The sequence below is a fragment of the Streptomyces sp. NPDC102270 genome (genome assembly GCF_044766405.1).
Lineage (GTDB): Bacteria > Actinomycetota > Actinomycetes > Streptomycetales > Streptomycetaceae > Streptomyces.
In genome coordinates this window covers 170553-189007 of record NZ_JBIWLX010000019.1, presented here as the reverse complement: position 1 = coordinate 189007, position 18455 = coordinate 170553, and the positions used below count along the sequence as shown (strand labels likewise).

At 70.5% G+C, this 18455-nt stretch carries 20 protein-coding genes and 7 pseudogenes; 16 read left to right on the top strand and 11 right to left on the bottom strand.

Annotated elements, in window-relative coordinates; genetic code table 11:
• Nucleotides 1-24 precede the first annotated feature (24 nt).
• A pseudogene (locus ACIRP7_RS34990) lies at nt 25-172 on the bottom strand (VOC family protein); the annotation flags it as partial.
• 6 nt (nt 173-178) lie between these two features.
• Between ACIRP7_RS34990 and ACIRP7_RS34985 the strand changes: the two are divergent.
• Entirely contained in the window at nt 179-304 is a 126-nt protein-coding gene (locus ACIRP7_RS34985; RefSeq protein WP_403667702.1) for a hypothetical protein, read from the top strand.
• A 117-nt stretch (nt 305-421) separates the two neighbouring features.
• Here ACIRP7_RS34985 and ACIRP7_RS34980 read toward each other — a convergent pair whose 3' ends face one another.
• Nucleotides 422-751, bottom strand: coding sequence for a hypothetical protein (locus ACIRP7_RS34980; RefSeq protein WP_403667700.1), 330 nt, complete (start codon nt 749-751; stop codon nt 422-424).
• Nucleotides 752-904: 153 nt separating this feature from the next.
• On the opposite strand from ACIRP7_RS34980, the gene ACIRP7_RS34975 reads away from it, so the two are divergent.
• From ACIRP7_RS34975 to ACIRP7_RS34965, 3 genes are read left to right on the top strand one after another with little or no spacing between them, the layout of a single operon-like run.
• Nucleotides 905-2278, top strand: a complete 1374-nt coding sequence (locus ACIRP7_RS34975; RefSeq protein WP_403667697.1) for a sensor domain-containing protein — start codon at nt 905-907, stop codon at nt 2276-2278.
• The gene (locus ACIRP7_RS34970) at nt 2269-2913 is read left to right on the top strand and encodes a response regulator (RefSeq protein WP_403667694.1); all 645 of its coding nucleotides are present in this window, start codon (nt 2269-2271) and stop codon (nt 2911-2913) included. The genes ACIRP7_RS34975 and ACIRP7_RS34970 overlap by 10 nt, the downstream gene beginning before the upstream one ends.
• A gap of 19 nt (nt 2914-2932) precedes the next feature.
• Entirely contained in the window at nt 2933-3673 is a 741-nt protein-coding gene (locus tag ACIRP7_RS34965) for a DUF4097 family beta strand repeat-containing protein (RefSeq protein WP_403667691.1), read from the top strand.
• 207 nt (nt 3674-3880) lie between these two features.
• Here ACIRP7_RS34965 and ACIRP7_RS34960 read toward each other — a convergent pair.
• Nucleotides 3881-4222 (bottom strand): annotated as a pseudogene (locus ACIRP7_RS34960) (zinc-binding alcohol dehydrogenase); the annotation flags it as partial.
• Here ACIRP7_RS34960 and ACIRP7_RS34955 point away from each other — a divergent pair.
• On the top strand, nt 4202-4354 hold the full coding sequence (locus tag ACIRP7_RS34955) for a hypothetical protein (RefSeq protein WP_403667689.1): 153 nt from the start codon (nt 4202-4204) through the stop codon (nt 4352-4354). The pseudogene ACIRP7_RS34960 and the gene ACIRP7_RS34955 sit on opposite strands and share 21 nt — an antisense overlap.
• Nucleotides 4355-4372: 18 nt before the next feature.
• On the opposite strand, the pseudogene ACIRP7_RS34950 reads toward ACIRP7_RS34955, so the two are convergent.
• The 3 genes and pseudogenes from ACIRP7_RS34950 to ACIRP7_RS34940 all read right to left on the bottom strand — a co-directional run.
• Nucleotides 4373-4681: pseudogene (locus ACIRP7_RS34950) on the bottom strand (alcohol dehydrogenase catalytic domain-containing protein); the annotation flags it as partial.
• A 111-nt stretch (nt 4682-4792) separates the two neighbouring features.
• Nucleotides 4793-5065 carry an acyl carrier protein gene (locus tag ACIRP7_RS34945; RefSeq protein WP_403667686.1) on the bottom strand — a complete coding sequence of 91 codons (273 nt, stop codon included), beginning with the start codon at nt 5063-5065 and terminating at the stop codon, nt 4793-4795.
• A 37-nt stretch (nt 5066-5102) separates the two neighbouring features.
• The gene (locus ACIRP7_RS34940; protein WP_403667684.1) at nt 5103-5381 is read right to left on the bottom strand and encodes an alpha/beta fold hydrolase; all 279 of its coding nucleotides are present in this window, start codon (nt 5379-5381) and stop codon (nt 5103-5105) included.
• A gap of 314 nt (nt 5382-5695) precedes the next feature.
• Here ACIRP7_RS34940 and ACIRP7_RS34935 point away from each other — a divergent pair, with 314 nt between their 5' ends.
• The 3 genes from ACIRP7_RS34935 to ACIRP7_RS34925 all read left to right on the top strand — a co-directional run bounded on the left by ACIRP7_RS34935 (nt 5696) and on the right by ACIRP7_RS34925 (nt 7243).
• Nucleotides 5696-5863 (top strand): hypothetical protein, encoded by a 168-nt coding sequence (locus ACIRP7_RS34935; RefSeq protein WP_403667681.1) that lies wholly within the window; start codon nt 5696-5698, stop codon nt 5861-5863.
• Between the two features lie 211 nt (nt 5864-6074).
• On the top strand, nt 6075-6419 hold the full coding sequence (locus ACIRP7_RS34930; RefSeq protein ID WP_403667678.1) for a hypothetical protein: 345 nt from the start codon (nt 6075-6077) through the stop codon (nt 6417-6419).
• Between the two features lie 230 nt (nt 6420-6649).
• Nucleotides 6650-7243 (top strand): class I SAM-dependent methyltransferase, encoded by a 594-nt coding sequence (locus ACIRP7_RS34925; RefSeq protein ID WP_403667676.1) that lies wholly within the window; start codon nt 6650-6652, stop codon nt 7241-7243.
• 51 nt (nt 7244-7294) lie between these two features.
• Here ACIRP7_RS34925 and ACIRP7_RS34920 read toward each other — a convergent pair.
• A pseudogene (locus ACIRP7_RS34920) lies at nt 7295-7587 on the bottom strand (IS630 family transposase); the annotation flags it as partial.
• 50 nt (nt 7588-7637) lie between these two features.
• On the opposite strand from ACIRP7_RS34920, the gene ACIRP7_RS34915 reads away from it, so the two are divergent.
• From ACIRP7_RS34915 to ACIRP7_RS34905, 3 genes and pseudogenes are all read left to right on the top strand, one after another.
• Complete coding sequence (locus tag ACIRP7_RS34915) at nt 7638-8693, top strand: ISL3 family transposase (RefSeq protein WP_403667674.1); 1056 nt, start codon at nt 7638-7640, stop codon at nt 8691-8693.
• Nucleotides 8623-9249, top strand: coding sequence for a transposase (locus ACIRP7_RS34910; RefSeq protein WP_403667671.1), 627 nt, complete (start codon nt 8623-8625; stop codon nt 9247-9249). The genes ACIRP7_RS34915 and ACIRP7_RS34910 overlap by 71 nt, the downstream gene beginning before the upstream one ends.
• Before the next feature lie 172 nt (nt 9250-9421).
• A pseudogene (locus ACIRP7_RS34905) lies at nt 9422-9737 on the top strand (transposase); the annotation flags it as partial.
• A gap of 63 nt (nt 9738-9800) precedes the next feature.
• On the opposite strand, the pseudogene ACIRP7_RS34900 reads toward ACIRP7_RS34905, so the two are convergent.
• Nucleotides 9801-10811 (bottom strand): annotated as a pseudogene (locus tag ACIRP7_RS34900) (IS701 family transposase); the annotation flags it as partial.
• 543 nt (nt 10812-11354) lie between these two features.
• On the opposite strand from ACIRP7_RS34900, the pseudogene ACIRP7_RS34895 reads away from it, so the two are divergent.
• From ACIRP7_RS34895 to mug, 3 genes and pseudogenes are all read left to right on the top strand, one after another.
• A pseudogene (locus tag ACIRP7_RS34895) lies at nt 11355-12064 on the top strand (radical SAM protein); the annotation flags it as partial.
• 246 nt (nt 12065-12310) lie between these two features.
• Nucleotides 12311-13753 carry an adenylosuccinate lyase gene (gene purB, locus ACIRP7_RS34890; protein ID WP_403667772.1) on the top strand — a complete coding sequence of 481 codons (1443 nt, stop codon included), beginning with the start codon at nt 12311-12313 and terminating at the stop codon, nt 13751-13753.
• Nucleotides 13750-14298: a G/U mismatch-specific DNA glycosylase gene (gene mug / locus ACIRP7_RS34885; protein ID WP_403667769.1), complete on the top strand. Its 549-nt coding sequence runs from the start codon at nt 13750-13752 to the stop codon at nt 14296-14298. Before purB ends, mug begins: the two co-directional genes overlap by 4 nt.
• Nucleotides 14299-14302: 4 nt before the next feature.
• Here the strand turns inward: mug and ACIRP7_RS34880 are convergent, their stop codons facing one another.
• The 3 genes from ACIRP7_RS34880 to ACIRP7_RS34870 are packed head-to-tail and all read right to left on the bottom strand — an operon-like array spanning nt 14303 to nt 16453.
• Nucleotides 14303-14749: a hypothetical protein gene (locus ACIRP7_RS34880; RefSeq protein ID WP_403667669.1), complete on the bottom strand. Its 447-nt coding sequence runs from the start codon at nt 14747-14749 to the stop codon at nt 14303-14305.
• A gap of 56 nt (nt 14750-14805) precedes the next feature.
• Nucleotides 14806-15531 carry an ABC transporter permease gene (locus ACIRP7_RS34875; protein WP_403667666.1) on the bottom strand — a complete coding sequence of 242 codons (726 nt, stop codon included), beginning with the start codon at nt 15529-15531 and terminating at the stop codon, nt 14806-14808.
• A gap of 1 nt (nt 15532) precedes the next feature.
• Nucleotides 15533-16453, bottom strand: a complete 921-nt coding sequence (locus ACIRP7_RS34870) for an ABC transporter ATP-binding protein (protein WP_403667664.1) — start codon at nt 16451-16453, stop codon at nt 15533-15535.
• Between the two features lie 108 nt (nt 16454-16561).
• Between ACIRP7_RS34870 and ACIRP7_RS34865 the strand changes: the two genes are divergently transcribed.
• The gene (locus tag ACIRP7_RS34865) at nt 16562-17731 is read left to right on the top strand and encodes a sensor histidine kinase (RefSeq protein WP_403667661.1); all 1170 of its coding nucleotides are present in this window, start codon (nt 16562-16564) and stop codon (nt 17729-17731) included.
• Nucleotides 17732-17745: 14 nt separating this feature from the next.
• Nucleotides 17746-18408, top strand: coding sequence for a response regulator (locus tag ACIRP7_RS34860; RefSeq protein ID WP_403667658.1), 663 nt, complete (start codon nt 17746-17748; stop codon nt 18406-18408).
• Nucleotides 18409-18455 lie beyond the last annotated feature (47 nt).

The window sequence follows — 18455 nt, the reverse complement described above, 5'->3', positions numbered from 1 at the left end:
TCCGCAGGTGGAGTGAGGCGGCGAAAGGGTGGGCGGCATCTGGCAGGCCCCGACCTCCTCGACGATGGGCTCCCAGGAACCGATCTCGACCTTGCCCTCGCTCCGGTCGATCACCTTGAAGCCCAGGACCGCGCACCAGATGGCCGCCCCGATCGTGGCAGTCGAAAACCAACGCGGGGTGACCGGCCGGGAGCTGATCAGGCACCTGATCGCCACCGAGCTGTCCGAGCGGACCCGGCTGACCGGTGAGTGGCAGCGGGCCACCGAGGAGGCCGTGGGCCGGGAGCGGGGTGGGACCGCGTAGCCGCCTCCGGTGCCGTCCGCCCGGGGCGGTCCTGACCGAGCACTCGGTCGCAGCCGCGCCGCCGTGCGTCAGGGTTACGCACGGAGGGGCGGCCGCAGCCCGGACGCCCGCGGCCCGTTACGAGCGGCGCGGGATCCGGGCGGTCTGTGACAGCGACACGCAGATGACGGAGGTGGCAGCCCACACCAGGGGGACTGTCCACGGGCTCCACCCCATGAGCGCCAGCGAGACGGCCGCGGCCGCCAGCAGCACGACGGTGACCGGCAGCACAACGTCGCGCCGGTACCGCCTCAACTGCTCGCCGAGGACCTCTTCCACGATCTCGCCGACGATCTCGGCGACCCGGTCGTCGATGGTGTCGCCGTAGCGCACGAGGAACTGCTCGATGTCGTCGGTCCTGCCGGCCGGGCAGGGGCTGCCGGCGGTGCTCGAGTGTTGATCGGTCATGTCCCCACGATGTCGCACGGGGCGGCGCCGGGTCGGCAGCGTGAACCCACCGGCCGGACGGGGGGTAAACCCTACCCCCTCTGGTGGGCTCTCCTCGCTGCTGACGGGTGGTCGGGTTGGGTACCGTCCCCTTGTCGAATCGAGGCGCGGACGGTGACCTGGTCGCCGCCCGCACTGCCCACGAGAGCGGGTCTGAAGCAGTTGACCGAGAACATCGTCGGCCGTGCCATCGGCAAAGCCCGGACGGACGCCCGGCCACCCCGCGAGGTGGTGCCGGGCAATCCGCTGCGCGCGCTGGCCTCCCCCGTGCTGTGGCGGGCGTCGATCCACCTGGTACTTGACGGTCTGGTGGCGCTGGCGGGACTGGCCGTACTGTTCGTGCTGGTCGTCGCCCTCTGCCTGGCGCCGGCCGGCCTGGTGGGCCTGCCACTCACGGTGGCGGCGGGGTGGGCGCTGTTCCGGCTGGCCGCCGTCGAGCGCGCCCGGTTCGCCGTGACCTGCGGGCTGGAGCTCGACGAGCTGCCGACGCCGGTCTGTTCGTGGCGGTTGGCCAAGTCGCTGCAGTCGCTCGTCCACAACTTCTGCACCTGGCGGCTGATCGGCTACTTCGTACTGCTGATGCCGGTGGCGGTGGTGACCGTGGTCGGGGTGGCCCTGATCTGGGCCGTGCCGATGACCCTGGTGCTGCTTCCGGCCTACTACCGGCAAGTCCCCGGCGGGCAGGCCCAGCTCGGGCCGTTCGTGGTGGATTCCCTGCCCCGGGCACTGCTGGTCGCGGCGGTGGCGCTGCTGGTCGGCGCGGTCCTCTCCCCACTGATCGTCAAACTCCTGCTGGCGCTGGACACCGCGCTGGCCGTCGCACTGCTCTCCCGGCCCCGCGGCATGGAACTCGAGCAGCGGGTCAACGATCTGACGGAGAGTCGAGCCCGGGTGGTGGACGCCGCCGAGGCGGAGCGCAAACGGATCGAGCGGGACCTGCACGACGGTGCCCAGCAACGGCTCGTGGCGATGTCGATCACCCTGGGCCGGGCCAGCTCGCGGTTGAAGAAGTCCGGTGACCACGAGACCAACAAGATGGTCGAGGACGTCCGGCGGGAAACCCTCAGCACCATCTCCGAGTTGCGCAACCTGGCCCGTGGCCTGCACCCGCCAGTGCTGACCGACCGCGGCCTGAAGGCGTCGCTCTCCGCCGTCGCCGCGCTGGCTCCGGTGCCGGTGCACCTCGACGTCCTGGTGGAGCCGCGCCCCTCCTCCACCATCGAGGCGGTCGCCTACTTCACGGTGACCGAGGCTCTCACCAATGTGGCCAAACATGCTCATGCGACCCGCGCTTGGGTGGAGATCCGGCGGGAGGGCGCCCGATTGGACGTTAAAGTTGGCGATGACGGGCGTGGCGGAGCCGACCTCGCGGCCGGCACGGGTCTGACTGGTCTGGCGGACCGGGTGTCCGGGGTGGACGGACGGTTCCGGCTCAGCAGTCCGGTGGGTGGACCGACCGTGATCGAGGTGGAATTGCCATGCGGGTAGTGCTGGCCGAGGACTCCGCACTGCTGCGCCAGGGCATCGAACTGCTGCTCAGCGAACAGGGGATCGAGGTGGTCGCCGCGGTCGGCGACGGAGAGCAACTCCTGCGCGCGGTGGCCGAACACCGGCCGGACGCCTGCGTGACGGACGTCCGGATGCCGCCCACCTTCCTGGACGAGGGCCTGCGCGCCGCACTGGCAGTACGCGCCCACTGGCCGGAGACCGGCGTCCTGGTGCTCTCCCACTACGTCGAGGAGCGCTACGCCATCGACCTGGTCAACACCAATGACAACGGGGTCGGTTACCTGCTCAAGGACCGGGTATCGGACGCCGAGGAGTTCGTGGACGCGCTGCGCCGGGTCGCCGCGGGCGAGACGGTCCTCGACCCGGAGGTGGTCAAGCAGTTACTGGCCGGCAGCCGGCAGCGGGATCCGCTGTCCACCCTGACGCCACGCGAGCGGGAGGTCCTCACGGCCATGGCGGGCGGCCGTTCCAACGCCGGGATCGCGGCCGACCTGGTGATCGGCACGGCAGCGGTGGAGAAGTACATCCGCAGCATCTTCGTGAAATTCGATCTGCAGCAGGAGGCGGGAGACCACCGCCGCGTGCTCGCCGTTTTGCGCTACCTGGGAGCTTGAGATCAGTACCACACCGAGGATGCGCCGCGCATTCCTCCTCATCGGGCTGGCCGCCCTCGTCACGGTCGTCGCCGTGGCCAGTTGGGGTGTGGTCGCCTTGCTTCCGGCGCACCACCCGTACAGCGGCAACTGGCAGCAGGACGCGGCCGGCGCCAGCCAGGTGACGGTCCAGACCGACGGACTCGGCGTGACGCTGAGTCAGGACGACTCCTCGCAGGTCACGGTGTCCATGAGCGGCAGCTACACGGGCCATGTCCCGCTGGTCTCCGTCACCCGGTCCGGGTCGGACGTCACGGTCACCGCCGACTGCTCCAACGACTGCTCGGAGCACCTGCAGATCACGGTGCCGGCCGACCTGACTGCGCAGGTGAGCACCGGAGACGCCGGGATACGGGCGAAGGGCCTGACCGGTCGGCTGAAGCTGACCACCGTGCTGGGCGGGGTCGAGGTGGACCAGTCGTCCGGCCCGCTGACCGTGCGGAGCACGAACGGCGCGGTCACCCTCGCCGACAGCAGCGCCCCGAACGCCGACGTGATCACCGACGGCGCGGTCAGCGCCTCCTTCGCGGCGGCACCCGCCTCCCTGAAGGTCACCACGGGCTACGGCGGGGTCGACCTCAAGGTGCCTCACGACGCCACCTACCACGTCGACGCGCAGAGCTCCTGGTCGTCGCCGAGCGTCTCGCTGCCGAACACCGCCACGAACGCACCGCACAGCGTGGTGGTGAAGACCACGGGCGGCGACATCACGGTCCACTGAGCACGCCCGTGCCGCGAACGACGAGCCGACGACCAGTGTGGGGTCGACGACGATCTTCGCGTACCGCTCCGGCTCGCCGAGTCCGGCGATCGCCCCGGCCAGGCCGGTGACGCCGGTGATGACGGCCCCGGCGTCGATCCGGCCCTCGGCGATGTCCCGCAGCGTCTGGCGGTACTCACCCGGGCTGCCGCCGAACGACCCGCGGATGTCCAGCTCCCTGCCGGCCACCATCCCGGGGTTGACCGTGTCGGGGCGCAGGCAGACGCCGACCAGCACGATCTTCGAGCCGGCCGGTGCGCCGTCGACGACCCGGGCGAGCATGCCGGGGGCGCCGACACACTCGAAGAGCACCACGTCGGTGGTCGGCACCTCGCGGTACTCCGCGGCCCTCCGGTCCAGCATCCCGGGGATCACCCCGAGCGAGGACCAGCGGTCGTAGGGGGACTCGACGGCCGGGTCAATCAGGATGGCGGCACCCAGACGCTCCGCCAGCGCCCGCCGCTTGGGGTCGACCGCGACGAGCGGGCCGTGACCGCGCGCCTTGAGCACCGCGACGACGCCCAGGCCGATCGGGCCGCGGCCGAGCACCACGGCGACCGAACCCGGACCGGGTTCGCCCCGCCGGACCGCCCGGGCGGCGATCGAGAACGGCTCGGTGAGCGCGGCCGCCTTCGGGTCTAGACCGTTCGGCACCGGCAGGGTGAAGACCTCGTTGAGGATCACGTACTCGCCGAAGCCGCCCGGAAAGGCCAGGGTGTAGCCGACGATCCCACCGCCCTGCGGGCCGAAGCCGATCGGCGGGCCGCAGACGGTGCTCCCGACCGGCAGAGCCCGCACGGTGTCCGGGCCGTAGTCGACGATCTCGACGGCGAACTCGTGACCGAGCACCAGGCCGTTCCGGATGTCGTGCGGGGTGCCACCGGTGCGGCGCATGATGTCGCTGAACGCCTCGCGGTCGCCGGGGGCGTGCAGGTCGGAGCCGCAGATCCCGCAGGCCAGCACGCGCACCAGCAGCTGCGCGGATGTGGCACCGGACCGGGGACTTCTTCGACGACGGGCTCCCCCGCTCGGGTGATGGCGGCACGCACGGCCCGCTCCCCTCTCTGCGGTCTCCCGCGGTCAGGCGGCCTCGGCCGTCTTCTCGATCAGCAGGGCGACGAGTGAGTCGATGGTGGGGTAGTCCCAGGCCAGGGTCGGCTCGACCGCAATGCCCAACTCGTGCTCCACGTCGCCGCACAGGGCGAGGGCGTAGACCGACTCCAGGCCGTACTCGACCAGCTTGACGTCGGGCTTGACCTGCTCGGCCGGGATCTCCAGGCAGGAGGCGACCCGTTCGGTCAGCCACTGGGCGAGCTGCTGGACCTCGGGGGCCGATTCCATGGACGTGGTCATGAGGGTCTCCTTCCGAAACGGGGTGTCGGGGGGTGGATTACGGATGCCGGGGTGAGTCCAGCGAGGAGGCGAAGTCGGCCAGTGCGGCGGTGACTTCGGCCGGTCGCTCCTGCCGGGTCCAGTGCCCGCAGCCGGGCAGGATCATCGTCCCGCGCAACTGCAGTGCCCACTGGCGCAGTTCGGCGTCCAGTCGAGCGTGGTCGGTGCCCTGGACGATGAAGTCGCGGTCGCCGTCCAGGTAGTGGGCCGGGAGCTGGATCCACCTCGTGGCCGCGGCCGCCGCCGCACTGGCGGCGATCACCCTCACCCTCGTCACGCCCGCTATCGCATCCGAAGTCAGCGCCGCCGCTCAGCCGCGGCCGCCCCGGCCGACACCACCGGGCCCACCACCCCGCCCGACAATAACGGCGGGGACTGACAGGGGGGTTATCCCTACCCCGGCTCGGTGGGCTGGCCACGTGTCCGGCCCGGCCGAACTGCTGTTGGCTGGAGGGCAGATAGACGGTGCGGGGCGGCGCAGGTGCCCCGCCCCGCAGCGCCACCGCGAACCACCAGTGAAGGCCGCCGGCCTTCCCGAGAACGAGGAGTGGAACGATCAATACCTCAAGCCGCACCGCCTGACGGTGCACCATGACGACCGACGACGGCGCGGTCGACCTCGCGGTGCCCTCGAGCACCAGCTACCGGATCGACGCCCACAGCAGCAGCTCCGCGCCGCAGATCGACCTGCCGAACTCCGACGGCGCGTCGGCCTCCCTCACCGTGGCCGCCTCGAACGGCGGCATCCAGATCCACTGATCGGGCACCACCGCCCCATGCCGACGACCAACGTTGGAGAAGAACCATGCACCCCCCCACCTCCCCCCTTCGCGCCCCGTTAGGTAAGGCTGGCATCAGGGCCCTTGCGGGCGATTCCGGTTCGGGCTCCGGTGTCCCGCGTAACCTCCCGAAGGCCGCGGCCGCTTCGACGTTCCCCTTGCTGCTTCGCCGGGCTCCCACAGTCCTCACCGTGCTCGGGCTGGTGATGATTCCCTGGCTGGTCTTCCTGAACACCGGGCTGCCGGCCACCGCGCAGGCCTCGCACTGGGCCTGGACGTGGACGGGTCTAGACAGCTTTGAGGCGCTCGGCCTGCTCTCCACCGGACTGCTCCTCAGGCGCGGCGACTGCCGGGCCTGCCTGACCTCCGCCGCGACCTCGGCCCTGCTGCTGATCGACGCTTGGTTCGACACCATGACGGCTGCCCCGGGTTCGGACTTCAGGCTGGCGGTGCTGATGGCGGTCTTCGCCGAGTTGCCGCTGGCGGTGGCCTGCGCGGTTCTCGCGACCCGGACCTTCCCTCGGCCGGGCCGCTGAGCGGAAGAGCTCATGACGTGATCGGAGCTTGTGGTCCGGTCCGTTTCGGGAAGTCGCCGGCCTGCCGCAACGGCGTTCCACGGGCGGTTCGTTCGGGCCGCTCGGGTCGACTGCCGACAAAGTTGGCACTGGCGCAAGCAGTTGCGCACAATCACAACTGATTGACCATCAGAGATGCTCCGATTACCCAATCGGACATTTGAAGAGAAATTATGAAGCACTCGCGGGCATTGATCGGCGCGGGCGCTGCTGCCGCCGCCGCCGCTTGGTGGTTCACCGACTCCGCGCCGTACCCGTACTCTCAGCGCTGGCCGCTCGACCTGCCGCTGCCGTTCCTGACTCTGAAGCGTCTGGACGACGTGCTGCAGGCCCGGGAGGGCGAGAGGATCCTGGAGATAGGCCCCGGAACCGGTCTGCAGTCGCTGCACGTCGCACCGCAGCTGGGCCCGAACGGCCAGCTGGACATCCTGGACATTCAGCAGGAGATGCTCGACCACGTGGGCCGCCGGGCTAAGGAGCAGGGCGTCGACAACATCGTGCCGAACTGCGCCGACGCACACGAACTTCCTTTTGCAGTTGGCTCGTTCGATGCGGCTTACCTGGTGACGGCGCTGGGCGAGATCCCGGATCCGGCGCGTACGCTGGCCGAGCTGCGCCGGGTGCTGAAGCCGTTCGGGCGGCTGGTGGTCGGCGAGTTCTTCGACCGGCATCAGATCCGGCCGTCCTCGCTGATCAGCCAGGCGGAGGGAGCCGGGCTGCGGGTCGCCCGGCTGTACGGTCCGCCGTTCGCGTACTACGCGGTGCTACGTCCGATCGACGCCTGACGCCGCTCGGGCGGTTCCCACCCGGCCGAACCGTAGACTGGACGGCCGTAGCCGTAGCCGGCGGTCCTTGTGGACGTTGAGGTTGTCCCACACGAGCACGATGGGTGCGCCGAGCTGCTGATGCGCGGCGATGAGCAGGTCGCGGTAGTCGGTCCAGGTCAAACTGCGTCTTCCGCCGCGTTTGTGATCGAGATGCCGCTTGGGCCGGTAGATCAGCCGTGAGCGTTCGCCTTGCTTGTAGCAGGCCAGAGCGGCGATGGAGAAGCGGCGCTGGGAGCGTCCCCGGACCGGATGAGGGGTGTGCGTCCGCGCCTGGCCCAGGTGCGGCTGGTGGGCGGCGTCATCGACTGGCTCAGTCAAGATTTGCGTGACGGGGTGACGGAGCGTCACTTTAATGGCATGGTCCGTCGTGTGTGACGACTTGCTCGACATTGTGTTTCCGCACCTGGAGAAGGTGCGAGTGCAGCACGTTCGGGTGGAGGACGGCCTGATACGGGTCGAGGCCCGGGCTCGAGACAGTGCGCCGCCCCGTCCGGATTGCGGTGTCCATTCCGGCCGGGTCCACAGCTGGTATCAGCGGTGTTTGGCCGATGCTGCCGTGGGTGGGCGTCCGGTGGTCATCGATCTGTCGGTGCGCCGGCTGTTCTGCGATGTCACCGGATGTCCGCGTCGCACCTTCGCCGAACAAGTCGAGGGGCTGACCCTCCGCTATGGACGGCGCACGGTTGTGCTGAGGGCTCTGGTGGAGGCGATTGCCCTGGCACTGGCTGGCCGGGCCGGCGCGCGGCTTGCCGCGGTGCTGCACATCGTGGTCAGCCGGATGACGCTGCTGAGTGTGCTGATGACGCTGCCCGACCCGTGCCCGCGCTCGCCGCGAGTCCTGGGGGTGGACGACTTCGCCACCCGGCGCGGACGCAGGTATGGAACGGTTCTGGTCGACTTCGAGTCCCATGACGTCCTCGATCTGCTGCCTGGCCGGGAGAAGGAACCCCTCGCCGTCTGGCTGGCGGGGCACCCCGGGATCGAGGTGATCTGCCGAGACCGGGCTGGTGCCTATGCGGAGGCCTCTCGCGCCGGCGCTCCGGACGCACTGCAGGTCGCCGATCGGTGGCACTTGTGGGACAACCTTGCCACCGCCGTCGAGCGCACGGTGATCGCTCACCGTGCCTGTTTGCAGGCACCAGAACCCAGCGCCCCTTCGGCTCGGCGCCTGGCCCCGGCTCCGCCCTCAACTCTCAATCCGGACAGCGGTATCGAGAAATGGCTGGTCACGCGGACACGCGAGCGTCATAAAGCAGTTCAACGATTACTGGCGAAGGGCTGGTCGATCAGCGCCATCGGGCGGGAGTTGGGCCTCGCCCGGCACACGGCGAAACGCTATGCCCACTGCGAGAACCTCGACGGCCTCATCGACGGGGCCGGCCCTACGCACCACGCGCCTGGACGATGACAAGCCCTACCTGATCCGGCGCTGGAACGAGGGACGCACCGATGCCGCCCGCCTCTTCCGGGAAATCCAGGCTCAGGGCTATCCGGGCCGCACCCCGCAAGCGGTGCGGCGCTATCTCCGGCCGCTTCGCTCCGGCCTCGGCTCGATCCGGTCGCCGGCCCCGGTACTCAAACCGCAGCAGATCACCAATTGGATCATGTGGAACCCCCAGCACCTGAGCACAGACGAGGAGCAACAACTGGGCGAAGTGCTCGCCCGATGCCCGGAGTCGACTGCTGCCCGCGGCCACGTGCATGCGTTCGCGCACATGATCTGCAACCTCGGCGGAGACAGCCTCCCCGCGTGGACAGACGCCGTCCCCACGGATGACCTGCCCGCTCTGCATGCCTTCGCCGACGGCCTTCAGCGTGATCACCAAGCTGTCATTGCAGGCCTCCCGCTGCCCTGGAGTTCCGGACCCGTCGAAGGTCATGTCAACCGGATCAAGATGCTCAAACGACAGATGTACGGCAGAGCCGGCTTCGCACTCCTCCGCAAACGAGTCCTACTGACCTGACCGAAATCACACTCCGTCACAGCGGAAGCCCGGACTTCTTCAGGGGCAAGTAACTATCCGGATGTGCCTCGGCCGGCTCGTCCGGGATATCCCGGGTCCGGGTGGTCGCGGAGCCTTTCACCCGAGATGCAGGCCTGACAGGCCCTGGCCGAGGCATCCGCCGTGGCAAGACCGCCAGCGCACCCGTGCCGAAGACCGCATCCGCGCCGCCCAGGCCACCGGCCTGCGGAATCTCCCCCTGCACGACCCAGAACCGGATCTGGCTGGAGATCGTGCAGATCGCGCTGGCCCCGCCGGCCTGGATGCCGATGCTCGCACTGACCAGCAAGACCGGGCTCCGGGAGCCCCGCCGCCTGCGGCTCCGCCCGTTCACCGCGGCCGGGCAACTCGTGACCACCGGCCATCGGCGGATCCTCCGCCTGGCCCGGCACCGGCCCTGGAGCAACCGCATGGGCTTTGACCGGCTCAGCCAACTCCCGGACCCTGGGCTGACCAATGGATGCCCCGTCCCGTTTAGTACTGCAACGGTCCTTTTCGTGACTGCTGGTCAGTTCGGTCGTTTGTGCTGCGAGTGCGGTCAGGACGGCGTGGGCGAGCATGGACAGGGTGATGTGCCGGTACCAGCCGATGTAGCGGCGGACCTCGTACTCGTCCAGGCCGCACTCGTTCTTCGCGGCCTGGAAGCACTCCTCGATCGCCCAGCGGGAGCCGGCGACCCGCACGAGTTCGGCAAGTTCGATGCCGACGGGTGCGTAGGCGAGGTAGTAGGCGATTTCGCCGGGGTCGGAGAGGCTGCGGCGGGCCATCACCCAGCGGTGATGGGTCGGCGGATCCGGATCGAAGATCAGGTTGGTGGGCAGCTTGGCTGCCGCCCAGTCGTAGACCCGTGGACCCTTGGCCCCCTCACCGCAGGACAGCCGCTGCCAGGCATCAAGGGGTGCTTCCTCGATGAGCTGGTCGATGCGCCAGATCCCGGGCAGGGATTTGATCTGCTGGGATTTGGGCACCGCGACCACGTAGCCGACGTCGAGTTGTTCGAGCAGGCGACGGAAGTGCCAGTCGTCCCCGTAAGCCTCGTCTGCGGTGACCCATGTGGCGGGCAAGCCGGCGGCCATGCAGCGGCGGACGATGTCCCGGGCCAGTTCGCCCTTGGTCGCGAAGCCTCGTTCATCCGGGATTTTCGCCGCCCTGCAGCGGTCACGGTCAGACGTCCATGCTTTCGGCAGGTAGAGCCGCGGTCCATCAGAGCCCGGCCCAAACTGGTGGCGTAGGCGGCGAACACTCCGATCTGACAGTTGTCGATCTTTCCCGAAGTGCCGGTGTACTGGCGGCCGATCCCGGCCGAGGTGGTGCCCTTCTTGATGAACCCGGTGTCGTCCAGAATCAGCACACCACCTGGTCCGAGCCGTTCAGCTACGTAGTCACGGACATCGTCACGCACGGCGTCCGCATCCCAGACGCCGCTGCCGCATCCGCCACCGCAGATCTGCCCGAGCGAACCTTCCCGCTACCCGAGCAAACGCCGACTCCAACTCAGCTGCCCAGCAAGCGACTTCAGTCATCCCCTCCATACCAGGACAACGACAACCGCCAGCTCAAGACACGAACCGCTGCTGGAGTATTGGACGGTGTCCTATGTGGTGATCGCTCGTTGGGCTGTCTATGGGGCGGGGTACGTGGAGTTGGATCGTTCCGGACGGGCTGTGGGATCAGTGGCCTGCTTGGCCGCGCTGGCCTCAGCGGCCAACTCGTCTGCGTATTCTTCGGCCGCAGCACCGCCCAGCCCCACGACCATGCGGCTACCGCGCTCGATCCGGCCCTCCTGCGGCCCTCTCCTGCTTCGCACAGGAAGCGGAGAGCGGTGGACACGATGCCGCAAGGCCGCTCGCACTCCTTCTCCGCGGCGGCCCCGCGAAGGTCCCGGCTCCAGGCCCGGGCGAGAGCGAGGCTCGGAGCAACTGGTACTGATCCGGGCGGACCGGGGCCGGACCTGGCAGCTCGCCGACGCCTGCGTGGCGTGCGCGGTGGTGATTCCGCAGGCGGCGACCCTCGGCGGCCATGACCCCTTCAGCAGGCCGCTCGACCTACGCGGCATCGCCTGACCTGCACGATCACCCGCAAACAGGACTTTGAAACGACCCTGCCTCATGCCTCCCGCGTCAGGCACGAGAAGACACCGTGGGAGAAGCAGTACCTGCGTGTACTGCTTCGCCCGCAAGACCCACAGCTATCTCGACCTGGACACCGGCCTCGGCTTCGACTCGCAGATCGTGGTCAAGGTGAACGCCCCCGAGCTGCTCAGCCGCCAGCTGGGCTCGCGCCGCTGGATGGGCGACCACATAGCGATGGGCACCAACGTCGACTGCTACCAGCGCGCGGAGGGCCGCTACCGGCTGATGCCGGGCATCCTCGCCGCCCTGCGCGACCGGGCGAACCCCTTCTCGATCCTGACGAAGGGCACGCTGATCCTGCGCGACCTCGACCTGCTCCGGCAGGCCGCCGCGGTGACGGACATCGGCGTCTCGGTCTCGGTCGGCTTCACGGACCCGGAGCTGTGGCGCACGGTGGAGCCGGCACCCCGGCTCCGGAGCGGCGCCTGGACGTCGTACGGACGCTGGGCGAGCACGGCATCGGGTGCGGGGTGCTGATGGCGCCGGTGATCCCGTTCCTGAGCGACAGCCCCGCGCAACTGCGGGCCACCGTGCGCGCGATCGCCGCCGCGGGCGCCACGTCGGTCACCCCGCTGGTGCTGCATCTGCGGCCGGGCGCCAGGGAGTGGTTCATGGCCTGGCTGAACCGGGAGCACCCCTATCTGGCGTTGCCGGAACTGCGGCAGCCACGTGTCCACGAGTGGCCAGGGCAAACCGCACGTGCCCAGCGGCAAGGCGCAATGTGCTCAGGAGCCCTCGACAGAGCACGCGCCGCGACGGCAGAAGCGGGCGTCTCACACTCGTCTCACAGACCCCGCACAAGAGCGCAGGTCGGAGTGCATCCGACCTGCGCTCTCTGGACCCTATGGACGTTTCAGAGCCCCCACGCACGGCAGGTAAACTCCGTACACGTGACTTCCGCTCCCGCCAAGCCCCGCATCCCCAACGTCCTCGCCGGACGCTACGCCTCCGCCGAGCTCGCCACGCTCTGGTCGCCCGAGCAGAAGGTGAGGCTCGAGCGTCAGCTCTGGCTCGCCGTGCTGCGAGCCCAGAAGGATCTCGGGATCGAGGTGCCCGAGGAGGCCCTCGCCGACTACGAGCGGGTCCTGGACACCGTCGACCTGGCCTCCATCGCCGAGCGCGAGAAGGTCACGCGGCACGACGTGAAGGCGCGGATCGAGGAGTTCAACGACCTCGCCGGGCACGAGCAGGTCCACAAGGGCATGACCTCCCGGGACCTCACGGAGAACGTCGAGCAGCTCCAGATCCGGCTCTCCCTGGAACTGATCCGCGACCGCAGCGTGGCCGTCCTGGCGCGCCTGGGCAAGCTGGCCGGCGAGTACGGTGAGCTGGTCATGGCCGGCCGCTCGCACAATGTGGCCGCGCAGGCCACCACCCTCGGCAAGCGCTTCGCGACCGCGGCGGACGAGCTGCTCGTGGCCTACGGCCGGGTGGAAGAGCTGCTGGCCCGCTACCCGCTGCGTGGCATCAAGGGCCCGGTCGGCACCGCGCAGGACATGCTGGACCTGCTGGGCGGGGACGCGTCGAAGCTGGCGGAGCTGGAGCAGCGGATCGCCGGTCACCTGGGCTTCTCGCAGGCGTTCACCTCGGTCGGCCAGGTCTACCCGCGCTCGCTGGACTACGAGGTCGTCACCGCGCTGGTGCAGGTGGCCGCGGCCCCGTCCTCGCTGGCGAAGACGATCCGGCTGATGGCCGGACACGAGCTGGTGACCGAGGGCTTCAAGCCGGGCCAGGTGGGCTCCTCCGCGATGCCGCACAAGATGAACACGCGGTCCTGCGAGCGCGTCAACGGCCTGATGGTCATCCTGCGCGGCTACGCCTCGATGACCGGCGAGCTGGCGGGCGACCAGTGGAACGAGGGCGACGTGTCCTGCTCGGTGGTGCGCCGGGTCGCGCTGCCGGACGCGTTCTTCGCGCTCGACGGTCTCCTGGAGACCTTCCTGACGGTCCTCGACGAGTTCGGTGCCTTCCCTGCCGTCGTCGCGCGCGAGCTGGACCGCTACCTGCCCTTCCTCGCCACCACCAAGGTGCTGATGGGCGCGGTGCGCGCGGGCGTCGGCCGTGAGGTCGCGCACGAGGCGATCAAGGAGAACGCCGTCGCCTCCGCCCTCGCGATGCGCGAGCAGGGCGCCGAGCGCAACGAACTCCTCGACAAGCTGGCCGCGGACGAGCGCATTCCGCTCGACCGGGCCGGGCTGGACGCGCTGATGGCCGACAAGCTGTCCTTCACGGGCGCCGCGGCCGACCAGGTCGCCGCCGTCGTGGGCCGGATCGAGGAGATCGTCAAGCAGCACCCGGCGGCCGCGGGCTACGCGCCGGGGGCGATCCTCTGACCCGCTTCACCCCTGCGGACCTGGAGGCCGCCCGCGACCGGCTCGTGCCGGATGTCGTCGCGGACGGCCTCCGCGTGCTGTTCTGCGGCATCAATCCCGGGCTGATGACGGCGGCGACGGGCCATCACTTCGCCCGCCCCGGCAACCGGTTCTGGCCGGTGCTCCATCTGTCCGGCTTCACACCGAGGCTCCTGAAGCCGTCCGAGCAGCAGGAGCTGCTGTCGTACGGGCTCGGGATCACCAATGTCGTGGCCCGGGCGTCCGCGCGGGCGGACGAGCTGAGCGCCGAGGAGTACCGCGAGGGCGGGCGGCTGCTGGCGGAGAAGGTGGCGCGGCTCGGGCCCCGCTGGCTGGCCGTGGTGGGGGTCACCGCCTATCGCGCGGCCTTCGACGACAGGAAGGCGAAGGTCGGGCCGCAGGAGCGGACGATCGGGGAGACGCGCGTGTGGGTGCTGCCGAATCCGAGTGGGCTCAACGCGCACTGGGCCGCGGCGACGATGGCGGAGGAGTTCGCTCGGCTGCGGGTGGCGGCGGAGCGCGGTTAGCGGGTCACACCGGGTCAATGTCCGAGGCCACGGCGAGGACGTGGACCTCGTCGGTGTCGTCCCGGTAGCCCACGCCGAGGGCGATCCAGCGGTCCGAGCCCGGGGGCTGCCAGAGGTCCAGGTCGTCCGCCACGGAACTCGCCGTGGCCCAGGGTTCGGGTATCTCGTCGCCCCGCTCGCCGTGCACCCGGAGCGTGCCCATCCCCCAGAGCGGCTGCTGCCTGCCCCAGCGGTCGTCCAACTGCTGCGCTATGGCGCTCTTCAGGGCGTAGAAGTCCGCCACGGCCGCCATGCGCCGCGTCGCGTCACCGGTCCGGGTCCCGTGGCTCACCGCTAACGACTCGATGCGGTAGCCGGGTCCCGCCCCGTAGGGAACCGGCTCGCCGTCCGCCGCGGTCAGGTCGCGGGCGCACAGCGAGTCGATCGCGGCGAGGTACTTCGCACTGTCCATGTGATCCAGTAAACCGGCCGCCACTGACAATTGGCGGGGCGTCAGGCGACTTGTGGTCAGGCGTCCCGGTGTCGCACCCGCCAGGCCCCCGCGGCCAGGGCGGCGGCGGCCCAGGCCGCGGTCACGGCGAGTCCCGTCCACGGTCCCAGCGGGCCCTCGTGCGTCTCGTACAGGACGATCTGTCCCGCCCGGTCCGGCATGAAGGCCGTGGCACCACCGGCCACATCGCCGATCACGAACGAGACGACCAGAACGAACGGGATCAGGAGCGAGAGCGCCGCCACCCCACTGCGCAGCGCTGCCGTGAGACCGGCCGCCAGCAGCGCCATCAGGGTGAGGTAGATCCCGCAGCCGACGACACCGCGTACCTGTTCACCGGTGCTGAGGCCGCTCGCCGCCTCGCCCAGCCCGGCCCGTGCCACGACGAGGGCGGCGCAGGCGGTCACCAGGCCGACCAGGAGGGTGGGTACGGCGACGGCCGTCGCCTTCGCCGCGAACCACCGCCCCCGGCGCGGCACCGCGGCCAGCGACAGCCGGAGCCCACCCCCGTGGAACTCCGACGACACCGCCAGCGCGCCGAAGGAGATGGCCGCGATCTGGCCGGGCGCAACCCCGGACAGCGCCATGAACAGCGGGTCGAACTCGGGGTCCGAGATCTCCGAGGCTCCGGCGATCGCGGAGAACGCGGTGGTCGCGGAGAACAGGGTGAGCAGGGCGCCGAGGAGCGAGCGCAGCGTACGGATCTTCAGCCACTCGGAGTGCAGAACGGCGGTGAAGGACATGTCAGGCCTCCTGGGGCTGTGCGGTGAACTCGGTTTCGGTGGAGGTGAGGTCGAAATAGGCCTGCTCCAAGGTGCCTTCCTCCGCGGCCAGTTCGAGGAGGGGGACGCCCGCGGCGGAGACGAGGGCGCCGATCTCGTCCACGCGCGCGTGCTGGACGGTCCAGTGCCCGTCCTCGTGTTGCTCGGCGTCATGACCGTGCCGCGCGAGGGCGCTCTTGAGGGCGGTCGGGTCGCTCGTGCGGATACGGACGCCGGGCTGCACGCGTGCGTGGATGAACTCCCGCATCGGTGTGTCGGCGAGCAGGCGCCCCCGGCCCAGGACGACGAGGTGGTCGGCGAAGGACGCGGTCTCGTTCATGAGGTGGCTGGAGACCAGCACCGTGCGGCCCTCTCCGGCCAGCCGGCGCAGCAACTCGCGGATCCAGACGATGCCTTCGGGGTCGAGGCCGTTCGAGGGCTCGTCGAGCATGACCACACGGGGGTCGCCGAGGAGGGCGGCCGCGATGCCGAGCCGCTGCCGCATGCCCAGGGAGTACGTCTTGAGCCGGCGCCTCGCGACCGGGGCCAGCCCCGTCTGCTCCAGCACCTCGTCGACCCGGCCGTCGGGGATGCGGTTGCTCGCGGCCAGCGTGCGCAGGTGATCGCGGCCGGTACGGGAGCCGTGCGCGGCCTGGGCGTCGAGCAGGGCGCCGACGTGACGCAGGGGCTCGTCGAGTGTGCCGTAGGCGCGGCCGCCGATCGTGGCCGTGCCGGAGGTCGGGCGGTCGAGGCCGAGGACGAGCCGCATGGTGGTGGACTTTCCGGCGCCGTTGGGGCCGAGGAAACCGGTGACACGGCCGGGCAGGACGCGGAAGGTGACGTCGTCCACGGCTCGTCGGGTGCCGAACTCCTTGGTGAGGGCCTGGACTTCGATGCTGGTCATGGCAGCAGCCTGGCCGGTGGCGCGGGGGCGGTGCCTCCCCCGCGCGTGGAGATCGACTCCCCCGTGCGGGGGAGGGTCGTTGTCGGACGCGGCTGGCACGATGACCGCATGGTCCGCTTGCTGCGCCCGTTCGGCCGGGCGGTGACGTACACACGATGGCTGCATCTGTTCGTCGCCGTCGTGTGGCCGGCCATGTGGCTGTTCGTCGAGGAGGCGTGGTGGATCTGGCCGTTGGCGGCCGCGACGCTCGCGCCCGCCGCTCTGGTGCCCGCGATGCGCACCGTGGAGGGGCTGCAGGCGAGGCTGCTGCTGACCGGACACCGGGACGACGGCGAGAGCCTCGACATCGTCGTCGCACCGTCGGCGTCCTGGAGCGACCGGTGGCGGCTCCTCCTGTGGCTGGAGGCGCGGCTGCTGCTGGGCAACGCGACGGCGATGCTCACCGTGCAACTGCTCATCAGCGCCGTGGACCTGGTGGCGTCCGCCTTCGGCCAGGACGTCGACGAGGGCGTGCTGATCCTCCTCGGCGGCCACCACTGGTGGCACGTCCTGCTCGCGCCCCTGTCCCTGGCCGCGCTGGCGGCGACCGTGGCCGGCTCGGGCCGTCTGATCACCGCGCTCGCACTCCGGCTGCTCGGCCCCTCCCCCGCCGAGCGCCTGGCCGCCATGGAGGAACGCACCGAGCAGCTCCTGGAGCGCACCCGTATCGCGCGTGAGCTGCACGACTCGATCGGGCACGCCCTGACCGTCGCCGTCGTCCAGGCGGGCGCCGCCCGGGCGGCCGGTGATCCGGCCTTCACGGACCGTGCCCTGGACGCCATCGAGGAGACCGGCCGGGCCGCGCTGGAGGATCTGGAGCGGGTCCTCGGCATCCTGCGCGAGTCCGAGCGGCCCGCGACCAGCCGCCCGACACTGACGGACGCCGGCCGGCTCGTGGAGTCCGCGCGCGCGTCCGGCGCGAAGGTGGACGCCGAACTGACCGGGCCGGTGGACACCGTGCCCGGGCCGGTCTCCCGCGAGGGTTACCGGATCCTCCAGGAGGCGCTGACCAATGTGCTGCGGCATGCCGGGGGCGTCCCGGTCCGGGTCCGTGTCGAGGTCACCGGCGGAACCCTCGCCCTGGAGGTCCGCAATCCGCTGACGGCCGACGTACCAGGCCCCGGGCGGGGCAGCGGGCTGCGCGGCATACGCGAGCGTGCGGCCCTGCTCGGCGGCCACGCGCACACCGGACCCGACCGAGGTGACTGGCAGGTGCATGCCGAGCTGCCGCTGCGCTGATCTACGCTGGCGGAATGCCGGTCACCGTTCTCCTCGTCGACGACGAACCCCTGGTCCGCGCCGGTCTGCGGGCGGTGCTGGAGGCGCAGCCCGACATCGAGGTCGTCGGCGAGGCGGCCGACGGGGCGGCGGTGATCCCCCTCGTACGGCAGCTGCGGCCCGACGTGGTCGCCATGGACGTACGGATGCCCCTGCTGGACGGCATCGAGGCCACGCGCGCGGTGCTGCGGACGGTCGAGGAGCCGCCGAAGATCCTGGTGGTGACGACGTTCGAGAACGACGAGTACGTGTACGAGGCGCTGCGGGCCGGTGCCGACGGGTTCCTGCTGAAGCGGGCCCGGCCGGCCGAGATCGTGCACGCCGTGCGGCTGGTCGCCGAGGGCGAGTCGCTGCTGTTCCCCGCCTCGGTACGACAGCTGGCCGCCCAGTACGGCGACGAGGGCGGCAACCGGGCGGCCCGGGCCGCGATGGAGCGGGCGCGGCTGACCGAGCGGGAGGCCGAGGTGCTGCGGCTGATGGCGCGCGGTCTGTCCAACGCGGAGATCGCCGCGCGGCTGGTCGTCGGCACCGAGACCGTGAAGTCGCACGTCAGCGCCGTCCTGGCGAAGCTGGGGGCGCGGGACCGCACCCAGGCGGTGATCGCGGCGTACGAGTCGGGGTTCGTGGCGCCGGGCTGAGCCGAGCGCCCCGCCGGGGCGTGTGACGTATCTCCCGGCCCGGCACT

Bases quoted from the DNA above. Each gene is read 5' to 3' on its own strand.
- ACIRP7_RS34910 (WP_403667671.1), top strand. From the start codon at position 8,623: ATGCCCACTGCGAGAACCTCGACGGCCTCATCGACGGGGCCGGCCCTA.
- ACIRP7_RS34945 (WP_403667686.1), bottom strand. From the start codon at position 5,065: ATGACCACGTCCATGGAATCGGCCCCCGAGGTCCAGCAGCTCGCCCAG.
- ACIRP7_RS34915 (WP_403667674.1), top strand. From the start codon at position 7,638: ATGGCATGGTCCGTCGTGTGTGACGACTTGCTCGACATTGTGTTTCCG.
- ACIRP7_RS34965 (WP_403667691.1), top strand. From the start codon at position 2,933: ATGCGCCGCGCATTCCTCCTCATCGGGCTGGCCGCCCTCGTCACGGTC.
- ACIRP7_RS34875 (WP_403667666.1), bottom strand. From the start codon at position 15,531: ATGTCCTTCACCGCCGTTCTGCACTCCGAGTGGCTGAAGATCCGTACG.
- ACIRP7_RS34970 (WP_403667694.1), top strand. From the start codon at position 2,269: ATGCGGGTAGTGCTGGCCGAGGACTCCGCACTGCTGCGCCAGGGCATC.
- ACIRP7_RS34860 (WP_403667658.1), top strand. From the start codon at position 17,746: ATGCCGGTCACCGTTCTCCTCGTCGACGACGAACCCCTGGTCCGCGCC.
- ACIRP7_RS34935 (WP_403667681.1), top strand. From the start codon at position 5,696: ATGACGACCGACGACGGCGCGGTCGACCTCGCGGTGCCCTCGAGCACC.
- ACIRP7_RS34880 (WP_403667669.1), bottom strand. From the start codon at position 14,749: ATGGACAGTGCGAAGTACCTCGCCGCGATCGACTCGCTGTGCGCCCGC.
- ACIRP7_RS34980 (WP_403667700.1), bottom strand. From the start codon at position 751: ATGACCGATCAACACTCGAGCACCGCCGGCAGCCCCTGCCCGGCCGGC.
- ACIRP7_RS34865 (WP_403667661.1), top strand. From the start codon at position 16,562: ATGGTCCGCTTGCTGCGCCCGTTCGGCCGGGCGGTGACGTACACACGA.
- ACIRP7_RS34870 (WP_403667664.1), bottom strand. From the start codon at position 16,453: ATGACCAGCATCGAAGTCCAGGCCCTCACCAAGGAGTTCGGCACCCGA.